The organism is Mesorhizobium quangtriensis (assembly GCF_040081925.1).
Taxonomy (GTDB): Bacteria; Pseudomonadota; Alphaproteobacteria; order Rhizobiales; family Rhizobiaceae; genus Mesorhizobium_K; species Mesorhizobium_K quangtriensis.
The window spans coordinates 20970-40924 of record NZ_JBEBMF010000002.1 but is presented as its reverse complement, the minus strand read 5'-3'; the positions used below and the strand labels follow the sequence as shown (position 1 = coordinate 40924).

The 19955-nt window shown below is 61.1% G+C and carries 21 protein-coding genes; 7 read left to right on the top strand and 14 right to left on the bottom strand.

Features of this window, described 5'->3' with window-relative positions; all coding sequences use genetic code 11:
* The first annotated feature begins 181 nt into the window (after positions 1 to 181).
* The 3 genes from prfB (at position 182) to ABMA32_RS08805 (ending at position 2868) form a co-directional block, all read left to right on the top strand.
* Positions 182 to 1313 (top strand): peptide chain release factor 2 gene (gene prfB, locus ABMA32_RS08815; protein WP_349013414.1). Its coding sequence is split into 2 segments (ribosomal slippage): positions 182 to 247 and positions 249 to 1313, totalling 1131 coding nucleotides; the frame shifts between segments, so codons are not numbered across the junction.
* A 276-nt stretch (positions 1314 to 1589) separates the two neighbouring features.
* A complete protein-coding gene (locus ABMA32_RS08810; RefSeq protein WP_349013413.1) occupies positions 1590 to 1970 on the top strand; it encodes a hypothetical protein in 381 nt (126 codons plus the stop codon).
* 241 nt (positions 1971 to 2211) lie between these two features.
* The gene (locus tag ABMA32_RS08805) at positions 2212 to 2868 is read left to right on the top strand and encodes a YiaD family glycine zipper/OmpA-like lipoprotein (RefSeq protein WP_349013412.1); all 657 of its coding nucleotides are present in this window, start codon (positions 2212 to 2214) and stop codon (positions 2866 to 2868) included.
* A gap of 76 nt (positions 2869 to 2944) precedes the next feature.
* On the opposite strand, the gene ABMA32_RS08800 is transcribed toward ABMA32_RS08805, so the two are convergent.
* From ABMA32_RS08800 to ABMA32_RS08790, 3 genes are all read right to left on the bottom strand, one after another.
* A complete protein-coding gene (locus ABMA32_RS08800) occupies positions 2945 to 4483 on the bottom strand; it encodes a DEAD/DEAH box helicase (RefSeq protein ID WP_349013411.1) in 1539 nt (512 codons plus the stop codon).
* A 182-nt stretch (positions 4484 to 4665) separates the two neighbouring features.
* Positions 4666 to 5436, bottom strand: coding sequence for an NAD kinase (locus ABMA32_RS08795; protein WP_349013410.1), 771 nt, complete (start codon positions 5434 to 5436; stop codon positions 4666 to 4668).
* Positions 5437 to 5517: 81 nt separating this feature from the next.
* Positions 5518 to 5826 carry an MliC family protein gene (locus tag ABMA32_RS08790; RefSeq protein ID WP_349013409.1) on the bottom strand — a complete coding sequence of 103 codons (309 nt, stop codon included), beginning with the start codon at positions 5824 to 5826 and terminating at the stop codon, positions 5518 to 5520.
* 188 nt (positions 5827 to 6014) lie between these two features.
* Here ABMA32_RS08790 and ABMA32_RS08785 point away from each other — a divergent pair, with 188 nt between their 5' ends.
* The 3 genes from ABMA32_RS08785 (at position 6015) to blaOXA (ending at position 7833) form a co-directional block, all read left to right on the top strand.
* Positions 6015 to 6413 (top strand): NADH:ubiquinone oxidoreductase subunit NDUFA12, encoded by a 399-nt coding sequence (locus tag ABMA32_RS08785; RefSeq protein WP_349014688.1) that lies wholly within the window; start codon positions 6015 to 6017, stop codon positions 6411 to 6413.
* Positions 6414 to 6565: 152 nt separating this feature from the next.
* The gene (locus tag ABMA32_RS08780) at positions 6566 to 6982 is read left to right on the top strand and encodes a DUF2155 domain-containing protein (protein ID WP_349013408.1); all 417 of its coding nucleotides are present in this window, start codon (positions 6566 to 6568) and stop codon (positions 6980 to 6982) included.
* 5 nt (positions 6983 to 6987) lie between these two features.
* On the top strand, positions 6988 to 7833 hold the full coding sequence (blaOXA, locus tag ABMA32_RS08775) for a class D beta-lactamase (protein ID WP_349014687.1): 846 nt from the start codon (positions 6988 to 6990) through the stop codon (positions 7831 to 7833).
* On the opposite strand, the gene aat is transcribed toward blaOXA, so the two are convergent.
* From aat to ABMA32_RS08730, 9 genes are all read right to left on the bottom strand, one after another.
* Positions 7823 to 8440, bottom strand: coding sequence for a leucyl/phenylalanyl-tRNA--protein transferase (gene aat / locus ABMA32_RS08770; RefSeq protein WP_349013407.1), 618 nt, complete (start codon positions 8438 to 8440; stop codon positions 7823 to 7825). The two genes, blaOXA and aat, sit on opposite strands and share 11 nt — an antisense overlap.
* Before the next feature lie 18 nt (positions 8441 to 8458).
* Positions 8459 to 9805 (bottom strand): acetyl-CoA carboxylase biotin carboxylase subunit, encoded by a 1347-nt coding sequence (accC, locus tag ABMA32_RS08765; RefSeq protein WP_349013406.1) that lies wholly within the window; start codon positions 9803 to 9805, stop codon positions 8459 to 8461.
* Positions 9806 to 9824: 19 nt separating this feature from the next.
* Positions 9825 to 10292, bottom strand: coding sequence for an acetyl-CoA carboxylase biotin carboxyl carrier protein (gene accB, locus ABMA32_RS08760; RefSeq protein WP_349013405.1), 468 nt, complete (start codon positions 10290 to 10292; stop codon positions 9825 to 9827).
* Between the two features lie 27 nt (positions 10293 to 10319).
* On the bottom strand, positions 10320 to 10754 hold the full coding sequence (gene aroQ / locus ABMA32_RS08755) for a type II 3-dehydroquinate dehydratase (protein WP_349013404.1): 435 nt from the start codon (positions 10752 to 10754) through the stop codon (positions 10320 to 10322).
* 241 nt (positions 10755 to 10995) lie between these two features.
* Complete coding sequence (locus ABMA32_RS08750; RefSeq protein WP_349013403.1) at positions 10996 to 13254, bottom strand: AGE family epimerase/isomerase; 2259 nt, start codon at positions 13252 to 13254, stop codon at positions 10996 to 10998.
* A gap of 57 nt (positions 13255 to 13311) precedes the next feature.
* Positions 13312 to 14010, bottom strand: a complete 699-nt coding sequence (locus tag ABMA32_RS08745) for a WecB/TagA/CpsF family glycosyltransferase (RefSeq protein ID WP_349014686.1) — start codon at positions 14008 to 14010, stop codon at positions 13312 to 13314.
* A 110-nt stretch (positions 14011 to 14120) separates the two neighbouring features.
* The gene (locus ABMA32_RS08740; RefSeq protein ID WP_349013402.1) at positions 14121 to 15104 is read right to left on the bottom strand and encodes an NAD-dependent epimerase/dehydratase family protein; all 984 of its coding nucleotides are present in this window, start codon (positions 15102 to 15104) and stop codon (positions 14121 to 14123) included.
* A 16-nt stretch (positions 15105 to 15120) separates the two neighbouring features.
* Positions 15121 to 16143: a UDP-glucuronic acid decarboxylase family protein gene (locus ABMA32_RS08735; protein WP_349013401.1), complete on the bottom strand. Its 1023-nt coding sequence runs from the start codon at positions 16141 to 16143 to the stop codon at positions 15121 to 15123.
* Between the two features lie 32 nt (positions 16144 to 16175).
* On the bottom strand, positions 16176 to 16898 hold the full coding sequence (locus tag ABMA32_RS08730) for a sugar transferase (protein WP_425475532.1): 723 nt from the start codon (positions 16896 to 16898) through the stop codon (positions 16176 to 16178).
* 497 nt (positions 16899 to 17395) lie between these two features.
* On the opposite strand from ABMA32_RS08730, the gene gatB reads away from it, so the two are divergent.
* Positions 17396 to 18895, top strand: coding sequence for an Asp-tRNA(Asn)/Glu-tRNA(Gln) amidotransferase subunit GatB (gene gatB, locus ABMA32_RS08725; protein WP_349013400.1), 1500 nt, complete (start codon positions 17396 to 17398; stop codon positions 18893 to 18895).
* A 7-nt stretch (positions 18896 to 18902) separates the two neighbouring features.
* Here the strand turns inward: gatB and ABMA32_RS08720 are convergent, their stop codons facing one another.
* Positions 18903 to 19343: a hypothetical protein gene (locus ABMA32_RS08720; protein WP_349013399.1), complete on the bottom strand. Its 441-nt coding sequence runs from the start codon at positions 19341 to 19343 to the stop codon at positions 18903 to 18905.
* A gap of 67 nt (positions 19344 to 19410) precedes the next feature.
* Positions 19411 to 19752 (bottom strand): hypothetical protein, encoded by a 342-nt coding sequence (locus ABMA32_RS08715; protein ID WP_349013398.1) that lies wholly within the window; start codon positions 19750 to 19752, stop codon positions 19411 to 19413.
* Positions 19753 to 19955 lie beyond the last annotated feature (203 nt).

Sequence of the window (19955 nt, the reverse complement as noted above, 5' to 3'; positions counted from 1 at the left end):
ACACTGATACCCGGAAGCCGTTCGGCGGCTTTCGCGCCGGTGTCGACACGTTCTCAGGCAGCGGGGATGGGCGGACCTCAGGGTTCGCCCATTTCTCCTTTTTCGTAGCTTTACAGGCGGGGGCCGCATGCCTATGGTCCGCGCCGATTCAAAGGCCCATCACAGGAAGTCCGATCCAGCCATGCGCGCGGAAACCGAAAAGCTCGTCGACGAAATCAGGCAGGCCATAAGCCTGCTGAGGAGGCATCTTTGACTGGGATCAGGCGCTGAAGCGACTTGATTACCTGAACATGCGCGCGGAAGATTCCTCCCTCTGGAACGACGCGCAGGAAGCCCAGAAACTGATGCGGGAGCGGCAGTCGCTGGAAGACGGGGTGAAGGCCGTTCGTGGTGTCACTCAGGCGCTCGAAGACAATATCGGCCTGATCGAACTCGGCGAAGAAGAGGGCGACCAGTCGGTCGTCAACGAGGCCGAGGCGTCGATCCGTTCGCTTGCAGGCGAGGTGAGGGCGCGGCAGATCGAGACGATGCTGTCGGGTGAGGCCGACGCAAACGACACTTATCTCGAAATCCATGCCGGCGCGGGCGGCACCGAAAGCCAGGACTGGGCCAACATGCTTTTGCGCATGTACACGCGCTGGGCCGAGCGGCGGAAATTCAAGGTCGAAGTGCTGGAAATGCATGACGGCGAAGAAGCCGGCATCAAGTCCGCCACGCTCCTGATCAAGGGCCACAACGCCTACGGCTGGCTGAAGACGGAATCCGGCGTGCACCGGCTGGTGCGGATTTCGCCCTATGACAGCAATGCGCGGCGTCACACATCGTTCTCGAGCGTCTGGGTCTATCCTGTCGTCGACGATTCGATCGAGATCCAGGTTAGCGAATCCGATGTGCGCATCGACACCTACCGGTCGTCCGGCTCGGGCGGACAGCACGTCAACACGACCGATTCCGCTGTTCGCATCACCCACCTCGCAACCGGCATAGCGGTCGCGTGCCAGGCCGAGCGTTCGCAGCACAAAAACCGGGCCAAGGCCTGGGAAATGCTGCGCTCAAGGCTCTACGAGGAGGAGCTGAAGAAGCGCGAGGCCGTCGCCAACGCGACCGAGTCGGCGAAGTCCGACATCGGCTGGGGCCACCAGATACGGTCCTATGTGCTTCAGCCCTACCAGCTCGTGAAGGATCTGCGCACGGGCGTCGAAAGCACCAGCCCGTCCGATGTGCTGGACGGCGATCTCGACGGCTTCATGGAAGCGTCGTTGTCGCAGCGCATCGAGGGTGGAGCAGGGCAGCCGATCGCGGACATCGAGTAGGGCCGTTTGCCTTACCGGCCATCGTTAAGAAATCGTTAACCATGTGGGCGCAGCATTTTTTGCACGCGGACCACTGGTGCGGCTGCGACATTGTGCACTGCAGCATAAATCTTGCGCCAGCGAAAGAATCGCTCCAGAGTTGTGGGTATCGGAGGACGAAAAGCATTCAGGCCGGACGCGGCGTATCTGCGGCTGACGAGCCGGCGAACGGGAAGACAACGTTCCTTGGACGGGCAAGCGAAAGCTTGAATAAACCCGTTTTGACAGGAATGAGCCATGTCTTACTCAGCAAGTACCGCAAAACCGGCTACACATTTCCTCCGCATCGCTTCTGCGGCTTCCCTCGCTTTGACGCTAGGGGGAGCGTCGGGTCTTTCCACACCGGCTGCCGCGCATGACGCGAAGCCAACGTCGGCCAAGCCGCAGGGATGGAAGTATCCCTTCTCCTGCTGCTCGGGCTACGACTGCCGGGAGGTCTCGTCGGCCAAGATCAGCGAAAAGCCGGAAGGCTATGTGATCAAGGGGACGGGCGAGGTCGTTGCCTATTCAGACACGCGACTGAAGGATTCACCTGACGGCGAATATCACTGGTGCTCAGTCGCGGGCGCGGATGATTCCCGGACGATCTGCCTGTTCGTTCCGCCTCGTTCCTACTGAAACCAGACGCGCGTTCCACCAGGAACGCGAGCGCCGGGCTACGATACTTCCCTTTGACGACGTCGAAGGAAACGGTGATCGTCCGCACCCTCCGGACCATCGGAGCCCCGCGGGCGGGCAACATCGCGCCGTGACATTTCCATCGCCGCAGCGTCGGCTTTTTGCCGCATTTCGTGGTACAAGGAACCAACGAAGGCGGGATTACCGGAATGTCGCCGCGACGTGTGAGAGGGAACACCTGATGATGAAACGAATTGTCGCCGTTGTGGCGGCCGTGGCGTTTGTGAGCGCCTGTTCGACCGATCCTTTCACCGGTGAGCAAAAGGTTTCCAACACGGCGGGAGGGGCCGCTCTTGGCGCTGGCCTTGGTGCTTTGGCGGGAATGGCGGTCGGCGGCAGCAGAAACGCGCAGCGCAACGCGGTTCTCATCGGCGCCGGCGTCGGTGCGCTGACTGGCGGCGCGATCGGCGCGACCATGGACCGGAACGAAGCCGACCTTCGCCGCCAGTTGCAGGGTACGGGCGTCAGCGTCACGCGCGTCGGCGACCAGGTTGTTCTGAATATGCCGTCCGACATTACCTTCGACACCGACAAATACGCGATCAAGCCTAGCTTCCGCGAGACGCTGAACTCAGTGGCCATCGTGCTCAACCGCTACCAGCAGACGGTTGTCGATATCTTCGGCCACACCGACTCGACCGGCAGCCTTGCCCACAACATGGACCTCTCCGAAAGGCGCGCTCTTTCGGTCGCGAACTATCTTGCGCAGCAGGGAGTCGATTCACGCCGCTTCGCGGTTACCGGTTTTGGACCGAACAGGCCGATAGCCACGAACTCGACCGCCGAGGGCCGCGCGCTCAACCGGCGCGTCGAAATCCAGCTTTCGCCGCTCACCTGAGGGACGAAGGCTCCGTAAAAGCAAAACGGCCCCAGGCGGGCCGTTTTTCGTTTCAGGAGGCTGGCTAAAAGGTCGCTCAGACCTTCACGGCGATCTTCATGAAGGCCGGCATGTCGTCGCCGAAACCGACGGTGCCGTCGTTCAGGTCGTCGTTGGAGCGGTTGTGCCGCCTGTCATCGCGGCGGGATTGATTGCCGGTGTTACCAGAACGGGTGCCTCGGCTTGCGTTGTCCGACTTGATTGCATCCTTGCGGGTGCGCCGCTCCTCGGCGATATCGGTCACTTCTGCTGGGGCCTCCTGCACTTCGGCAGGTTTGGCCTCGACGACCTCTTCCTTTCGCTCGCGCTTGTGATCGCGCTTCCGCTCGCCATCGCCCTTGCGGCCGGCGCGTTTCGGAGCCCCACGGCCACGACGCGGCGCGTCGTCTTCCTCGGTGGCGGGCGCGAGCGTCGACAGGTCGCCGTCGTGCCATTCGATATTCTGTCCGGTCAGCTTCTCGATCGCGTCTAGGTGCTTCGTGTCGCCACGGGTGACGATGGTGAAGGACTTGCCCGAACGTCCGGCGCGGCCGGTGCGGCCGATGCGGTGTACGTAGTCCTCGGCGTGGATCGGCACGTCGAAGTTGAAGACGTGGCTGACGTCGGGAATGTCGAGGCCGCGCGCTGCGACATCGGACGCCACCAGCAGCTTGAGGCGGCCGGAGCGGAAGTTGTCGAGCATCATCATGCGCGCCCGCTGGTCCATGTCGCCATGCAGCGCGCCAACGTCGAACTCATGCTTCTGCAGCGATTTGAAGAGGTCGGAAACCTCGATCTTGCGATTGCAGAAGATGATCGCATTTTTGAGCGAGTCACCCTCGGCGCGGATCAGGTTACGAAGCGTCTCGCGCTTGTCCCATGGCTTCGAGCCGGACTTCACCAGACGTTGCGTGATGTTGATGCTGGTCGACGCTGCGCGCGAGACCTCTACGCGCACAGGCGCGTGCAGGAACTGCTCGGTCAGCTTGGTGATTTCCGGCGGCATAGTCGCCGAGAAGAACAGCGTCTGACGCGTAAACGGGATCAGCTTGCAGATACGCTCGATGTCGGGGATGAAGCCCATGTCGAGCATGCGATCAGCCTCGTCGATGACAAGAATCTCGACGCCGGTCAGCAGAAGCTTGCCGCGCTCGAAGTGATCCAGCATGCGGCCCGGCGTTGCGATCAACACGTCTGCACCGCGCTCCAGCTTCTTCTCCTGCTCGTCGAAGGAGACGCCTCCTATGAGGAGCGAAATGTTGAGGCGGTGGTTCTTGCCGTACTTGATGAAGTTTTCCTCGACCTGCGCGGCGAGTTCGCGCGTCGGTTCAAGGATCAATGTACGCGGCATACGCGCCCGAGCACGACCCTTTTCAAGACGCGTGATCATCGGCAGCACGAACGCGGCCGTCTTACCGGTGCCGGTCTGGGCGATGCCGAGAACGTCCTTGCCCTGAATGGCGTGGGGAATGGAGCCAGCCTGGATCGGCGTCGGCGTCGTGTAACCGGCGTCGGTTACGGCGGAAAGAACCTTCGGCGAAAGGCCGAGGTCTGCGAAGGTCAACGCTTCTTGGGCGGTCGTGGTGTCTACGGACAATTGCCTGGCTGCTTTTGGATGGTTGCGGCGCCGCTCCCCAGAGAGCTGCGGCAAGCGCCGCGCGCCTGCTATTTTGTGCATTGCGAGATATGCGCAACCCTGCGGAATGTCAACTTAAATGCCCGTAATGTTAAGGGTCGGGCAAGGTTTATGCTTATCGGCTAACGTTAATTTCGCAAGGATCAGTAGCGGAATTGCTCGGCAAGGATGCGCTCGTTCCAAGAATAGCCTGGATCGAAAAGCAGCGTTGCCGTCTTCGATTTGGACTCCCTGACCGTCACCGAGATAACCGACTTGACCTCCACATGGTCGGCCGCCGCGTTGACGGGCCGTTTCTCCGGTTCGAGCATGTCGAAGCGCACGGCGACCTTGTTCGAGACCAGCGCACCGCGCCAGCGACGCGGGCGGAAGGGGCTGACGGGCGTCAAGGCCAGCAGTGGCGCGTCCAGCGGCAGAATCGGACCGTAGGCCGAGAGGTTGTAGGCGGTAGAGCCGGCAGGCGTCGCCACCATGACGCCATCGCAGTTCAATTCGTCGAGGCGCACCTTGCCGTCGATCGAGATCCTGATCTTGGCCGTTTGATACGACTGCCGCCAGAGAGAAACCTCGTTGATTGCGAGCGCGCTCGAGCGTTCGCCATCTGCAGTTACGGTTTCCATCTCGAGCGGCCGGATGGTTTCGGGCTGTGCCGCCGCTATGCGTTCGGCCAGTCCGTCCTCGCGGAACTCATTCATCAGGAAACCCACGGTGCCCCGGTTCATGCCATAGACGAGCTTTCCCGTGCTCATGGTTTCGCGCAGGGTTTCCAGCAGGAACCCGTCGCCTCCGAGCGCGACCACGACATCGGCTTCTTCGACCGGGTTTTGCCCGTAGCGTGACACGAGCGCGTCGGCCGCCTTGCGGGCATCCTCGGCGTCGGAGGACACAAAAGCCAGTTTGCGAGGTTTGCTCATCTTGGGTGTCGGCGTCCGTTGGCGGCGGTGGCACGTAGCACGGCGAGATTGTGCCGCAAAGGGAAGGAGGCCCGCTGGCGGTCAGTCGACGTGGCAGTTCTTCACGTTGCCGTCCATGGTCAGGGTCGCGCCCTGGCCCTTTGTCCAGAACTCGATGTTGTTGGCGGCATACCGGCCGCCGTCGGCGGACATAACCTGCGGCAGGGTCACCTGTCCGGCGTCGGCGAAGACGAGAACCACGCTTCCGGGCGATACGCCGGGATCGGAGAAGGTCGCGTGGACCTTTTTTCCTCCTGAGCAGGTGAAGTTTGCCTCAACGGCGGCCGCTGGCCCGACGACGGCAATCGAGAGGCCAAATGCCGTCGCGGCAGACTTCATCGACTTTTTCATTGGACTTCCTCCGAACCGACCTGCACGCATAACGACCGCGAGAGCGATGCACTATCGTGACAGACCGGTCCTCTGACAAGTCCGGTGATGAACGGAAAGCGCCTGTGGCAGGCATCGGCTGGCCCTTGCCATTCGGCTGCGCCGACGCCATAAGCGAGGAAACGACGCCTTCCGGCGACGAGGAATCGATGAAGAAGTTCTGGACGCAGTTTTTCACCTGGTGGAACAGCCAAACCATCGGCACCCGCTTTTTCACATGGCGGTTCGGCAAGCGCGTAGGCGAAGACGAGTTTGGCAATGTCTACTACGAGGGCGGCACTAACTCGGATGGCCAGACGCGTCGCTGGGTGATCTACAACGGCTATTCTGAAGCTTCGGCCGTGCCGCCGGGCTGGCATGGCTGGATTCACCATCGAACCGATATGCCGCCGTCCGCGGAAACATACAAACCGCGCGACTGGCAGAAGCCGCATATCCCGAACCTGACCGGCTCGCCAGCTGCCTACCGGCCGCCGGGATCTATCCTGAGCGGCAGCCACAGGCCGCAGGTGACCGGCGACTACGACGCGTGGACTCCGGGTAACTGAGTACTGGGCAATCGAGCATTTTGAGAATTGGACATTCCGCGTACGGCGCGCTTCTTTTGTCGCCACAATTGCTGGTTAGTCGCGTGAGAAGTTCCTCAATCTGCGAATGGTCCGCGCGTATCGGGCCAAAAGCAATTTCCGGTGTTTCGCGCATGTCCTTCCACCCGACCCTGGTCAAAGCCTGCTGCGGTGCTGTCGCGGCGCTGACGTTCGGCCTGATGCCGGCGCACGCTGAGCGCATCAGCAATCCCGTCGCGGAGTTCACCGGTGTCGACAAGATCACCGGGCGCATCATCACCTTCGATGTCTATATCGACGAGACGGTGCAGTTCGGCGCGCTGCAGGTCACTCCCCGCGTCTGCTATTCTCGGCCCATCACCGAGGAGCCGAAGACGGACTCCTTCGTCGAGGTCGACGAGATCACGCTGGACCGGAAGATACGCCGCATCTTCACGGGCTGGATGTTCGCCGAAAGCCCGGGCCTTAATGCGGTGGAACACGCGGTCTATGACGTCTGGCTGAAGGCTTGCAAGCAATCGTCCGACGTGCCGGCGCCAGAGACAAATTGAGCGGAATGCCAGTCATTTCCGTGTCGGGGATTTCCGCAGTGGCGCGCGCATTTGCGACCCTGTTCATTCTGGCGCTCGCCGTCGGTCCGGCTCGTGCCGACACGATCTGCACGCTGCTTGCCGATGCATCGACCGGGAAAATTCTTCATCAGGACGGCGAATGCGACTTGGCCATGCCGCCTGCCTCGACCTTCAAGATACCGATCGGCTTGATGGGCTACGATTCCGGTTTCCTAAAGGACGAGACGACCCCACTGCTGCCCTTCAAGGAAGGCTATCCGGATTGGCGCAAGGAGTGGCGCACCGACATCGACCCGACGACATGGATGAAGGAGTCGGTCGTCTGGTATTCGCAACTGATTACGCAGTCGCTGGGCGAGGACAAGTTCAGCGCCTATGTCCGGGCGTTCGACTATGGAAACGAGGACGTATCCGGCGACAAGGGCAAGAACAACGGTCTCACGCGCTCCTGGCTGAGCTCGTCGCTGCGCATCTCGCCCCTTGAACAGATCGCCTTCGTCGGCAAGATCGTGAACCGGCAGTTGCCCGTCAGCGGACATGCCTACGAGATGACCGAAGCCATCCTCGGTCGGTATGACCTGCCGAATGGCTGGGTCGTGCGCGGCAAGACAGGTGCGGGATTTTCGGTGAACGCCGATGGCACGCCAGACCGGCAGCGGCCGTTTGGGTGGTATGTCGGCTGGGCGGACAAGGGCGACCGGACCATCCTGTTTGCGCGTCTCGCCGTGCACGCCAAGCCGCAAAAGATGAGCCCCGGCATGGGAACGCGCGACGAACTGCTGGAACAGTTGCCTGCGCTGCTCGAAGAGAAATCGGCCGTCACGGACTAAAGCGGGCGTCGCCCTTCAAGGCTTCTTCCAGCAACTTTTCATATTTCGCGCGCGGAACGTCGACCGCGCCGAAGCGCTTCAGGTGTTCGGTCGTGAACTGGGTATCCAGAAGCACGAAACCGCGACCGCGAAGCCTTTCGACAAGATGCGCCAGGCAGACCTTGGAGGCATCGGTCTCTCGCGAAAACATGCTTTCGCCGAAGAAGGCGCGGCCGAGCTTCACGCCGTAGAGGCCGCCGACCAGACGCCCTTCTCGCCATGCCTCTACGGAATGGCAGTGCCCGAGGCGAAACAGCTCGATATACGCCTCGCGGATGGGCGCATTGATCCAGGTGGACTGCCGTTCGTCGCGCTCCTCGGCGCAGGCGTCGATAACGCCGGCGAAATCGGTGTCAGTGCGAATGTCAAACAGGCCGTGGCGGATGACCTTCTTCAGGCTTTTGGGGACGTGGAAGGCATCGAGGGGGATGACGCCGCGCATTTCCGGGCGGACCCAGAAGACGTCCGGGTCGCTGGCGCTTTCCGCCATGGGAAAGACGCCTGACGCATAAGCTTTGAGCAGGAGGTCGGTCGGGATGCGATAACCGGGCGCGTAGGGGCGTGTCATCGGCACGCCCCTTCTTGGCTACTCGGCCGTCTCGGCAAGGTATTTTTCCAGCCAGTGAATGTCGTAGTCGCCATTGGCGATATCCGGATTGCCGACGAGGTCGCGGAACAGCGGCAACGTCGTCTTGATACCGTCAACCACGAATTCGTCGAGAGCGCGGCGAAGGCGCATCATGCACTCGACCCGGTTGCGGCCGTGTACGATCAGCTTGCCGATCAGGCTGTCGTAGTAGGGCGGGATCTTGTAGCCGGAATATACACCGGAATCCACGCGAATGCCGAGACCGCCTGGTGTGTGAAAATGCGTGATGGTGCCCGGTGAGGGCGTGAAGGTACGCGGGTCCTCGGCGTTGATGCGGCACTCGATCGCGTGGCCGTGGAAGCGGATGTCTTCCTGCCGCACGGAAAGCCCGCCGCCCGATGCAACACGGATCTGTTCGTGCACGAGGTCGATGCCGGTGATGGCTTCGGTAACCGGGTGCTCGACCTGCAGGCGGGTGTTCATCTCGATGAAATAGAACTCGCCGTTCTCGTAGAGGAACTCGATCGTACCGGCGCCCGAATAGCCGAGATCGGCAATCGCCTTCGCACAGGTCTCGCCGATCTGCGAGCGCTGTGCCGCGTTAAGGGCAGGGGAATTCGCCTCTTCCCAGACCTTCTGGTGCCGGCGCTGCAGCGAGCAGTCGCGCTCGCCAAGATGAACGCCGCGGCCCATGCCGTCGCCGAACACCTGAATCTCGATGTGGCGCGGCTTTTCAAGGTATTTCTCGATGTAGACCGCGTCGTCGCCGAAGGCGGCTCCGGCCTCCGACTTGGCGGTCTTCAGCGCTACGTCGAGGTCTTCCTCATTGCGGGCTACCTTCATGCCGCGCCCACCGCCGCCGGCCGACGCCTTGATGATGACCGGGTAGCCGATCTCGGCGGCGATGCGGCGCGCTTCCTTTTCATCGGAAACAGCCCCATCGGAACCTGGCACGACAGGAATGCCCAGACGTTTGGCGGTGCGCTTGGCCTCGATCTTGTCGCCCATGACACGGATATGGTCGCCGGACGGGCCTATGAAGGTGATGTTGTGGGCCGCCAGGATGTCGGCGAACTTTGCGTTCTCCGACAGGAAGCCGTAGCCGGGATGCACGGCGTCGGCGCCGGTGATCTCGCAGGCAGCGACGATCTGGTGGATGTTAAGGTAGCTGTCGCGTGACGGCGGCGGGCCGATGCAGACGCTTTCATCGGCGAGACGGACATGCATCGCGTCGGCGTCGGCGGTCGAATGCACGACGACCGTCTGGATGCCAAGCTCGCGGCAGGCGCGCAGGACGCGCAGGGCGATCTCGCCACGATTTGCTATGAGGATCTTCTGGAACATGGCGCCTGCTTTCCCGGCGCTATTCGATCACGACCAGCGGCATGCCGTATTCGACAGGCTGCGAATCCTCGATCAGGATCGCCTTTACGGTGCCGGAGCGCGGCGACGGAATCTGGTTCATCGTCTTCATCGCCTCGATGATGAGCAGCGTCTGGCCTTCCTTGACCGACTGGCCGACCGTGATGAAGGGCTGCGCATCTGGAGCGGGCGCGAGATAGGCGGTGCCGACCATCGGCGAGGGCACCGCGTTCTTGGAGACATCGGCCGGAGCGGCAGCGGCTGGCGCTGGAGCAGCGTGCGCGGCAGGAGCCGGCGCAGCGTAAACAGGTGCTGGCGCAGCGACGGCATGCACGGCGGCCGCCTGGCGCGAGACTCGAACCTTGAACGCGTCGAGCTCGACCTCGATCTCGGTCAGGTTCGTGTCGTTGAGGATGCCTGCAAGGTCACGAATGAGCTGCTGGTCGATACCGGTCTTCTTGGTGGTCATTTCAAAGCCTTCTTATTGTCCGGTCTGTCAGATTCTTGCTGCAAGAGCACGCAGCGCCAGCGTGTAGCCGAGAGGTCCGAAGCCGGCGATCATGCCCACCGCATGCGGCGCGACCTTTGACACATGCCTGAACGGCTCGCGTGCATGGATGTTGGAGAGATGCACTTCCACCACCGGCAACGGGGCGATGGCGCGGATGGCATCGTGGATGGCGATGGAGGTGTGCGTGTAGGCGCCTGCGTTCAACACGATACCCTTGGCATTGTCTGCGGCTTCCTGGATCCAGTCGACCAGCACGCCTTCGTGGTTCGACTGGCGGAAATCCACCTTCAATGACAAGGACTTGGCGGCCTTCTTGCAATCGGCCTGAATGCTGTCGAGCGTCGCCGTTCCGTAAATGCCCGGCTCCCGCTTGCCGAGCATATTCAGGTTGGGGCCATTCAGGACGAAGATTGTTGTCACGCAGCGGACCTTGTTTCGCGCCGGCGCTATCGACGCGGCGCAACCTCTATAGTTGGGTTGATCGTCCTCGAAAAGAGCGCAAATACCCGGCTCCGCCATGCCTGTATCATGGCTGGCAAGCCTTCAGCACCCCGGATAACCTGCTTATTTGTGCAAAATTGCAACATCATGCGGGATCGGAGCGACTAGGCGCTTCTTGGCGCGGCCTCGCATTTTCGGTGATGACGCTCGGAATCCGTTGCTAATTTCTAGTTCCGGCGGAATGAACGTCGTCCGTTGCGTCCAAATATTGCGTCAGCGCAGTGACGAGGTGGTAGAAGATGCTGGCAGGAACGTCGGTGGCGATCGAGCGCCCCCGTTCGTCGATCCGGTCGATCCACAGACCTGTGGGAGCCGGGTCGATGTGCCAGCGGAACAGCCTGCCGACCCTCTCCTCGATTTCCGGTTTGAGGTCTGGCCCGCCCGTTCCGTCAAGCGCGATTGCAGCCTTGATGGCCTCCGCCTGTGGCCAGCTTCGGGAAACCCGGTCGAGCGGGATGCCTTCTCTGGACACAGCACCGTAGGCGAGGCCGGTCGCTCGGTTGAGGCCGTTGGCAATAGCCGACGCGTACAGTTTGCGCGCATAGCACATCAGGTCGTGTTGCCGGCCGCTGCTGCTGTCAAAGTCCATCAGCAGCGACGCCCACTCGAAATGATGGCCGGGTTCGGTCCAGCTTCCGGCCTCGCCAGCCTCCGGCTTCCAGGTCTCGTCGAAGAACTCGCCGAGGGTCCAACTGTTCGGGTCAAAGAAGGACGTCCTGAAAAGGTCGATGAGCCGGGATGCCCTTCGCAGGTATGTGCGATCGGCGGTCACCCTGTGCCAGGCAAGGAACGCTTCCAACATGTGCATGTGCGGGTTGGAGCGCCTAGAGCCGACGCCTTGCGCGTTTTCGAGGAAGCCGATCATGCGCTCATCTTCGAGATGAGCGTCCAGAAACGCGAAGGTCTCCTCACCAAGCCGCAGCGCATCCGGGTTGCCGCACGAATGGGCCCATGCCAAGGCAAGCAGCACGCAGCTCTGGTCGTAGGCGTCTTCCACGGGGTCGGCGACGCTGCCGTCAACGTTCAGCGTGCGTACCCAGCCGCCGCGATCCGTGCGACCGGCACGCTGCATGAAGGCCAGTCCGTTTGAGATCAATTCGTCGGCCGGTCCGTCCCAGCCGCGCGCACCTGCGACGGCGAATGCGTAGACCTGCCGCGCCATTGTGCGCATTCGCTTGGGTTTCAGCCGGGGTCTGCCGTCGAACCCAAGCGCTTCGTGGAAGCCGCCATGGACTTGGTCGACGCCCTTCGTCGACCAGAGTGGAAGGGTCTCCTCGAACAGCCAGTGATGAACCCTGCGGCGCCAAGCGCCGCTGGTTAGAACCCTGTCGGGCGCTGGTGTGAAGCGCGTCTCGAGACGGCCGCTCTTCTCAAGCTGTTCGACAATTTTCCTGACGTTCTGGCTATGGCTGACAGGCGCGACGAAGGTCGCGTCAGACGTCGATACGACGGCCATGTTGCGCAGACCGATCGCCGAGACGAGGCCTCCTTCGCTGCGGAAGTACGAATTCTCGCAGTCGATTGCCACGACATCGCCGATGGTCACGTTGCCATTCTGGTCGACGGGTCCAACGTCGAGCAAGGACTGCCAGGAGCCGAGGTCGTTCCACCTGAAGCCGGCCGGCACCATGGCTATCTGCTCGGCCTTTTCCATGATCGCATAGTCGATCGAGGTGGATGGGATGTCCGTGTACTCGTCGAGAGGCAGATAGAGGCCGGACAGGTCGCGCTCGGCGGCTGAGAATGCGAGCTCCGCCGCTTGCCAGATGTCCGGACGATGCTTGCGGAAGGCATCGCGCATCGCGCCTGCGCGAAACAGGAAGATGCCGGTGTTCCAATAGAAGTTTCCGGCCTCGACATAGTGCTGCGCGGTTGCCAGGTCGGGTTTCTCGACGAACCGCGAGACATCGCGAATCGTGTTTCCATCGTAGGCCACTTCGATATAGCCATAGCCGGTTTCCGGCGTTGCCGGGCGCATGCCGAACACCACGATTCGGCCATCCATGGCGGCGGCTAGGCCATCTTCGACGGTGCGCCAGAACTGCGCGTCGGTCGATATCTCGTGGTCGGACGGCACAACCAGCATCACTGAATCGCCGTGCGCGTCCAATGTTTGCATGGTTGCCACAGCCACGGCGGCGGCCGTGTTGCGCCCGACCGGCTCGAAGATCGCGCCGCCTCCCGATACATTGACGGAAGCCAGATCAGCGTGGACACGGCCCGCGTGCTTTTCCGCCGCGATCAGATATATCGGCGTATCGCCTTTCGGCCGCGCAGCCAGACGTCGCAGCGTCTTCGCCAGCATGGAGCCGTCGCCGGAAAAGTCGTGGAACTGCTTGGGATTGTCCTCCCGCGACAATGGCCACAGCCGGGAGCCGACCCCGCCACTTATCACGAAGCCGACGATCTGGCAATCCATCTGCCAATCCGTCTGCGCCGAGGCCCGTTGCATGATGGAAGACAATTTGCCGAACCTCTAGAAGGCCTGCTTGCGGCCCAAAACCTCGACCAGGATCACATCCTTGGACAGAAGCCAGATGAACCGCGGAGAGGTCGTCAGATATCGCTTCCAGAGGCGGCGGGGCTCGCTTGCCAGCCGGTACAACCATTCGAGGCCATAGCGATGAACCCAGGCTGGCGAAGGTCGCACGATGCCGGCGTTGAAGTCGAACGCGGCGCCAACACCGATCATCATCGCGTCGACGCGCTTGACGTGCGAGGCCATCCAGCGCTCCTGCTTGGGACAGCCCAGGCCTACAAACACCAGGGATGCGCCTGACGCGGCGATGTTGCGGACAAGGTCCTCATCTTCCTGTGGAGTAGGGGCCCTGAATGGCGGCGAGAATGAAAACGCGATGCGCAAGGCAGGAATCTGCGCCTTGAGATTGGCCGCCAATGTGTCCAGAACGCCATCATCGCGGCCGCCGATCAAGGCGATGGGGACGTCCGCCGCGGCCGCCCGACGGCAGAGTTCGAGCATCATGTCCGCGCCCTTCATCGTAGGACGGAAGGGCTTTCCGTAACGAAGGCTGCGCGCGCGCTGCAAGATCACGCTGTCGGGAATGACGAAATTGGCGCGATTGACGAGCGTCCTGAACTCAGCGTCGTCGTGAACAAGAACGCACTGATGGACATTCGTTACGCAGCAATAGCCAGCCCTGCGGTTGCTAGCCATATCGATAATGTCGTCCAGATATGCGGAAGGGACAATGTCATCGAGCATCATGCCAAGCATGTTGTCGCGGCGTGAAGAGGCCTCACGCTCAACCACTTGCTCCACAAGAGTCATGCCTTGGATGCCTCGGGAACGTTGCGTCCGATTTGCCGCTCGATCCATTCGTAGGTCTTTTCAAGCCCGGCATAGAGCGACTTCGTCGGCTTCCAGCCGAGCTTCTGCTCGATCAGCCGATTGTCCGAATTGCGTCCCCGGACACCCGTAGGGCCTGAAATATGGTTCTTGTGGATGGTCTTGCCGGCAATCTCGGACACCATGTCAACCAGGCGATTGATGGTGACCATTTCCTGGGAGCCAATGTTCACGGGCCCCTCGAACCCGGATCTCGTCAGCCTGATCGTGCCTTCCAGGCACTCATCGATATAGAGGAACGAACGGGTCTGGAGCCCGTCGCCCCATATCTCGATCTCGCCGCCATTTTTGGCATAGGCCACCTTCCGGCATATCGCGGCAGGAGCCTTTTCCTTGCCCCCGGTCCATGTGCCCTCCGGGCCGAAAATGTTGTGGTAGCGGGCGACCCGGTTGCTCATCCCGTGATTGCGGTTGTAGGCCAGGAACAGCCGCTCGGAAAACAGCTTCTCCCAGCCATATTCGCTGTCCGGGGCGGCCGGGTATGCTGAATCTTCCGAGCACTTCGGATCGTCAGGATTTTCCTGATTGTATGCTGGGTACATGCACGCGGAGGACGAATAGAAGACGCGCTTGATGTTGCGCTTCATACAACGGTCGGCGACGTTCAGATTTATGGTCGCCGAATTGTGCATGATGTCGGCGTCATGCTCGCCGGTGAAAATATAGCCCGCGCCGCCCATGTCCGCCGCCAACTGATAGACTTCGGTGAAGCCCCTATCGATGACGCGGTCGCAAACCTGCTGCTCGCGCAAATCTCCGACCACGAAATCGTCGGCGTGCGTTTCCGAAAATTCCGGAAACTTCATGTCGACCGCGCGGACCCAAAACCCTTCGCTCTTGAGACGCTTGACCAGGTGGCTACCGATAAAGCCGCCCCCACCGCAAACCAATGCTGATTTCATCGTTTCTTATTCCTGTTCAAGAGACGAGCCGGGCAGGGTATTTCGCTGGAATATCCCTTTCAGCAATGCCGTTTTCCGATCTGCCCAGGGAAAGCAGGCGCTCAAAGTACGAGACAGTCCGTTTGAGACCCTGACGGAGATTGATGGTCGGCCCCCAGCCCAGATGGTGCTTGGCAAGCGAGATATCGGGTTTCCTCTGTCGTGGATCGTCTTGCGGAAGCGGACGGAAGTCGATCGTCGATTTGGAGTTGGTAATCTCGATCACGAGGTTGGCCAGTTGCGCAACCGTGAATTCGGAGGGGTTGCCGAGATTGATCGGCCCGGTGATCTCGGCCGGGGTGCGCATCATGCCCAGCAGCCCTTCTACCAGGTCATCCACGTAGCAGAACGAACGCGTCTGGCTCCCGTCGCCGAAAATTGTGATGGGCTGGTTTCTCAGCGCCTGGACTACGAAATTTGAGACGACCCGGCCGTCATTTGGATGCATGCGAGGACCGTAGGTATTGAAAATGCGGACCACTTTGATGGCCAGGGAATGTTGCCGGTGATAGTCAAAGAACAGTGTTTCGGCGCAACGCTTTCCCTCGTCGTAGCAGGAGCGCGGGCCGATGGGGTTGACGTTGCCCCAATAGGCTTCGGTCTGGGGGTGAACCTGCGGGTCTCCGTAGACTTCCGACGTCGATGCCTGAAGGACCGGAATGCGCAAACGCTTGGCCAGCCCGAGGACATTGATGGCGCCCATGACGCTGGTTTTCGTCGTCTGAACGGGGTCGAACTGGTAGTGCACCGGCGATGCCGGGCAGGCCAGGTTGAAAACTTCGTCCACTTCCGCATTGATCGGTATCGTCACGTCGTGACGCAGGAATTCGAAGGCAGGGTTGCCCAGGAGATGAGCAATGTTGGCCTTCCTGCCCGTAAAGAGGTTGTCGAGGCACAAAACCTCGGCACCTTGCTCCAGAAGCCGTTCGCACAAATGGGAGCCGATGAAGCCGGCTCCGCCCGTTACAAGGACCCGCCGGTCGACAAATTTACTAGGCATTCACTCAACTCCAAACGCGGTACAACCAGGATTCAGGATCCCGTGCCGCCCCTGAACTCGATCCAGATCGTTTTCAGGATCAGTTTAATGTCCAGCCAGACGCTGTAGTGCTCGACATAGTATAGGTCAGCTTCTATGCGCTGCACAGCGAGATCGGCGTCCACGGTCGGTCCGCGAAGTCCATTCACTTGCGCGATGCCGGTCAGGCCGGGCCGCACCAGATGCCGATCATGGTATTGGGGAACCAAAGCCTCGTATTGCACACCGCCCGCCAACATCCCGATGGGGTGGCATCGAGGCCCAACCAGGGACATCGTCCCCTGAAGAACGTTAAAAAGTTGCGGCAATTCATCAAGATTTGACTTGCGCAGAAATGTTCCGACCCGTGTAATGCGGGGGTCGTTGGCCACGGTCTGAGTCACGCCGGAGGCGTCACCTTGGTCGATTCGCATGGTCCGGAACTTGTAGACGTCGATCGGGCGCTGATTTCGTCCCCAGCGCTTCTGCACGAATATTGCCGGCCCGGGAGATTCAAGCCGAATGACAACCCAGAGGGCAAGCAACACGGGTGAAAGCACGATGAGCGCACCTGCCGACAGGACGATATCCATGAGACGCTTCAGGGCGCGCTGTGCGAGGGGCTTTGGCTGGAAGCCGCGCCTGGTGACGGGGTGAATGCCGACAACGGGACGGGCTTCGCCCGCGGTCCCATAGATTTTACTTCCACTCGAAAGCGAAATGAATGCCATGCCCACCACCACAAGGACTGTCCGCGCTTCAAGGCGAACAATCGAACTTTCGATAAGGTGGAACTTCTCGCCCCCGAGCAGACCCACAACCTTACACAACCGCACGTTTACTCTTTGTTAAACAAAGTGGTCAAGATAAGGTGGCGCACACTCAGCTCGAACTTGAAACAAGATTAACGAGGGCGATGCACACCCTGGCCTTCGCAATCCCGTGTCTATGTTTTGGCGTGCTGGTCGGCGTCCGTGGGCAGGTAGTGACCTGGACGATTGCTTCGGCGACGATAGCGGCGGTGGTGTTCGTTTTACTTTTGTCTGCGGCCTTCTCAGAAGCCGGCTTTGTAATGGGTTCTTACGTTCTGGGTCTATCCGGCGGCCTTTTTTTCCGCCGATAGGCGGCGGGTTGACGCAGCTACCGCTCTCCATGAGGCGATGTGTCCCAACCCTTGCCCTGCGCCGCTGTTTGCACTAGCGAAAACCGAACGATTTCCGACACGCAGGCAGTTATGTCCCTTATCGATACCCGCACGCCCGACCCCAAGCGCCTCATCCCCGGCGCGACAGGTGATTGGGAGGTTATCATCGGCATGGAAGTCCATGCGCAGGTGACGTCAGAGGCGAAGCTGTTCTCCGGCGCATCGACGTCATTCGGCGCCGCGCCCAACGCCAATGTCAGCCTCGTTGATGCTGCCATGCCGGGCATGCTGCCTGTCATCAACGAGGAATGCGTCCGCCAGGCGATCCGGACCGGGGTCGGCCTCAACGCGCAGATCAACCTGAAATCCGTCTTCGACCGGAAGAACTATTTCTATCCTGACCTGCCGCAAGGCTACCAGATTTCGCAGTACAAGCAGCCCATCGTCGGCGAGGGCACGGTCACCATCTCGGTTGGCCCCGACAGGCAAGGACAGTTCGAAGATGTCGAGGTCGGCATCGAGCGACTTCATCTGGAGCAGGACGCGGGCAAGTCGATGCACGACCAGCATCCGACCATGTCCTATGTTGACCTGAACCGCTCCGGCGTCGCGCTGATGGAGATCGTCTCCAAGCCCGATATTCGCTCGTCGGACGAAGCGAAGGCCTATGTGACCAAGCTGCGCTCGATCCTGCGTTATCTCGGCACTTGCGACGGCAACATGGATGAAGGTTCGCTGCGCGCGGACGTGAATGTCTCGGTGCGCCGGCCGGGCGAACCGTTCGGCACGCGCTGCGAGATCAAGAACATGAACTCGATCCGCTTCATTGGCCAGGCCATCGAATACGAGGCGCGCCGCCAGATCGCCATTCTGGAGGACGGCGGTTCGATCGACCAAGAAACCCGGTTGTACGACGTTGCCAAGGGCGAAACGCGTTCGATGCGTTCCAAGGAAGAGGCGCACGACTATCGCTACTTCCCCGATCCCGACCTGCTGCCGCTGGAGTTCGACCAGGCCTATGTCGATGCGCTGGCAAAGGACCTGCCCGAGTTGCCTGATGTCAAGAAAGATCGGTTGGTGAAGAGCCTTGGCCTGTCGGCCTATGATGCCTCGATCCTCGTCTCCGAAAAGCCGATTGCCAACTATTTCGAAAAGGTCGCAAGCGGCCGCGACGGCAAGACGGCCGCCAACTGGGTCATCAACGATCTGCTCGGCGCGCTCAACAAGGCCGGCAAGGACATCGAAACCGCGCCGGTAGCGCCTGACCAGATCGGCGCCATCATCGACCTGATCAAAGAAGGCACGATTTCGGGCAAGATAGCCAAAGACCTGTTCGAGATCGTCTGGAACGAAGGCGGCGATCCGCGCCAGCTCGTCGAGAGCAGGGGCTTGAAGCAGGTCACTGACACCGGTGCGATCGAGAAGGCGGTGGACGACATCATCGCCGCCAACCCGGATAAGGTCGAGCAGGCCAAGGCTAAGCCGACGCTCGCCGGCTGGTTCGTCGGTCAGGTGATGAAGGCAACCGGTGGCAAGGCCAACCCGCAGGCCGTCAACGACCTCGTCAAGGCAAAACTCGGGATCGAGTAGGCGGCGCTTACTGCCCGCCTTCGAGCGAAACCGGCTGACCGTTGTCGTCCCAGAGCTGGCCGACAACGCAGTCCTGGATATAGTCGCGGTATTGCGTGTCGCACCGGAGCGCGCCCGCTGCCAGCGCCGCTTCCCGCGAAGGCCAGCCACAGCTGTATTCGCTCCAGTGGATGCCTTCCTTGTGCAGGACGCCGACGGCGACCGACCATCCCGAGGGAAAGCACCATGCGACGGGCGCGCAGTCTTCAATGCTGCCGGCCTCCTCGGCGCATTTCTGGCGCGCGCATTCGATGGTGGCCGCCGGGTCCTGTCCCGAGCACATGCCGCTGCCCTGCTCAGGCGCGTAGGCGAAAGCGATTCCGTCGGGACCCTCCTGGGCCGCCGCCGGCAGGGCAAACAGGATTCCCGCCGCGATCAGCGACACGCAGCCACGAAAGAGATCAAGCATCCGCACACCTCCGACGGTCGCGGAGAATGTCTCCGTTCCGCCGATGCTGCGCAAGTGCTCGGGCTGGCTATTTACAAACCATCTTGACGCGTCCCTCGACCGCCTTGTTCTCGCAGGCGATGTTGCCGGAGCCCGATTTGACGACGGGCGGGCGCACCTTTGTGCGCGAGCGATGGCTTTCGGCTTCGGGAGGGGGCGGGAAGTTCGCCTCGTAGCTTTCAGGCTCGGGTCGCTTGCGCATCCAGCCCGGCACAAACTCCGGGGTCTTGGGAGCGAGATTCAGGCCCGGCATCTCCATGGGCATGTTGTCGGCGACAATCGTGCCGTCGGACGTGCGCGAACACGCAGTCAGGCACAAGAGCGTGCTGCCCGCCGCCATCGTCACACCGATCCTGCGCAAACCCTTCATCGGATAATCCAATTTCCGCCACGTCCGTGTCAGGAACATCATGGAGATTTTGCGGCAAAATGTTTAAGTTCTTGTGGCAGTTGAGAGATTGAAGCGCCGATTTCCGTTTACGAGCTTTGCCTGAGAGCAATCGATTCCAGACGGCATACTGACGGACAATGCTCCTGCAACGCACATTGCGCGTTATCCGGGGTTGGTGTCGA

Coding starts and splice junctions, on each gene's coding strand:
- ABMA32_RS08810 (WP_349013413.1), top strand. CDS start 1,590: ATGTCTTACTCAGCAAGTACCGCAAAACCGGCTACACATTTCCTCCGC.
- ABMA32_RS08805 (WP_349013412.1), top strand. CDS start 2,212: ATGATGAAACGAATTGTCGCCGTTGTGGCGGCCGTGGCGTTTGTGAGC.
- ABMA32_RS08795 (WP_349013410.1), bottom strand. CDS start 5,436: ATGAGCAAACCTCGCAAACTGGCTTTTGTGTCCTCCGACGCCGAGGAT.
- ABMA32_RS08790 (WP_349013409.1), bottom strand. CDS start 5,826: ATGAAAAAGTCGATGAAGTCTGCCGCGACGGCATTTGGCCTCTCGATT.
- ABMA32_RS08785 (WP_349014688.1), top strand. CDS start 6,015: ATGAAGAAGTTCTGGACGCAGTTTTTCACCTGGTGGAACAGCCAAACC.
- ABMA32_RS08780 (WP_349013408.1), top strand. CDS start 6,566: ATGTCCTTCCACCCGACCCTGGTCAAAGCCTGCTGCGGTGCTGTCGCG.
- blaOXA (WP_349014687.1), top strand. CDS start 6,988: ATGCCAGTCATTTCCGTGTCGGGGATTTCCGCAGTGGCGCGCGCATTT.
- aat (WP_349013407.1), bottom strand. CDS start 8,440: ATGACACGCCCCTACGCGCCCGGTTATCGCATCCCGACCGACCTCCTG.
- accC (WP_349013406.1), bottom strand. CDS start 9,805: ATGTTCCAGAAGATCCTCATAGCAAATCGTGGCGAGATCGCCCTGCGC.
- accB (WP_349013405.1), bottom strand. CDS start 10,292: ATGACCACCAAGAAGACCGGTATCGACCAGCAGCTCATTCGTGACCTT.
- ABMA32_RS08750 (WP_349013403.1), bottom strand. CDS start 13,254: ATGGATTGCCAGATCGTCGGCTTCGTGATAAGTGGCGGGGTCGGCTCC.
- ABMA32_RS08745 (WP_349014686.1), bottom strand. CDS start 14,010: ATGGCTAGCAACCGCAGGGCTGGCTATTGCTGCGTAACGAATGTCCAT.
- ABMA32_RS08740 (WP_349013402.1), bottom strand. CDS start 15,104: ATGAAATCAGCATTGGTTTGCGGTGGGGGCGGCTTTATCGGTAGCCAC.
- ABMA32_RS08735 (WP_349013401.1), bottom strand. CDS start 16,143: ATGCCTAGTAAATTTGTCGACCGGCGGGTCCTTGTAACGGGCGGAGCC.
- gatB (WP_349013400.1), top strand. CDS start 17,396: ATGTCCCTTATCGATACCCGCACGCCCGACCCCAAGCGCCTCATCCCC.
- ABMA32_RS08720 (WP_349013399.1), bottom strand. CDS start 19,343: ATGCTTGATCTCTTTCGTGGCTGCGTGTCGCTGATCGCGGCGGGAATC.
- ABMA32_RS08715 (WP_349013398.1), bottom strand. CDS start 19,752: ATGAAGGGTTTGCGCAGGATCGGTGTGACGATGGCGGCGGGCAGCACG.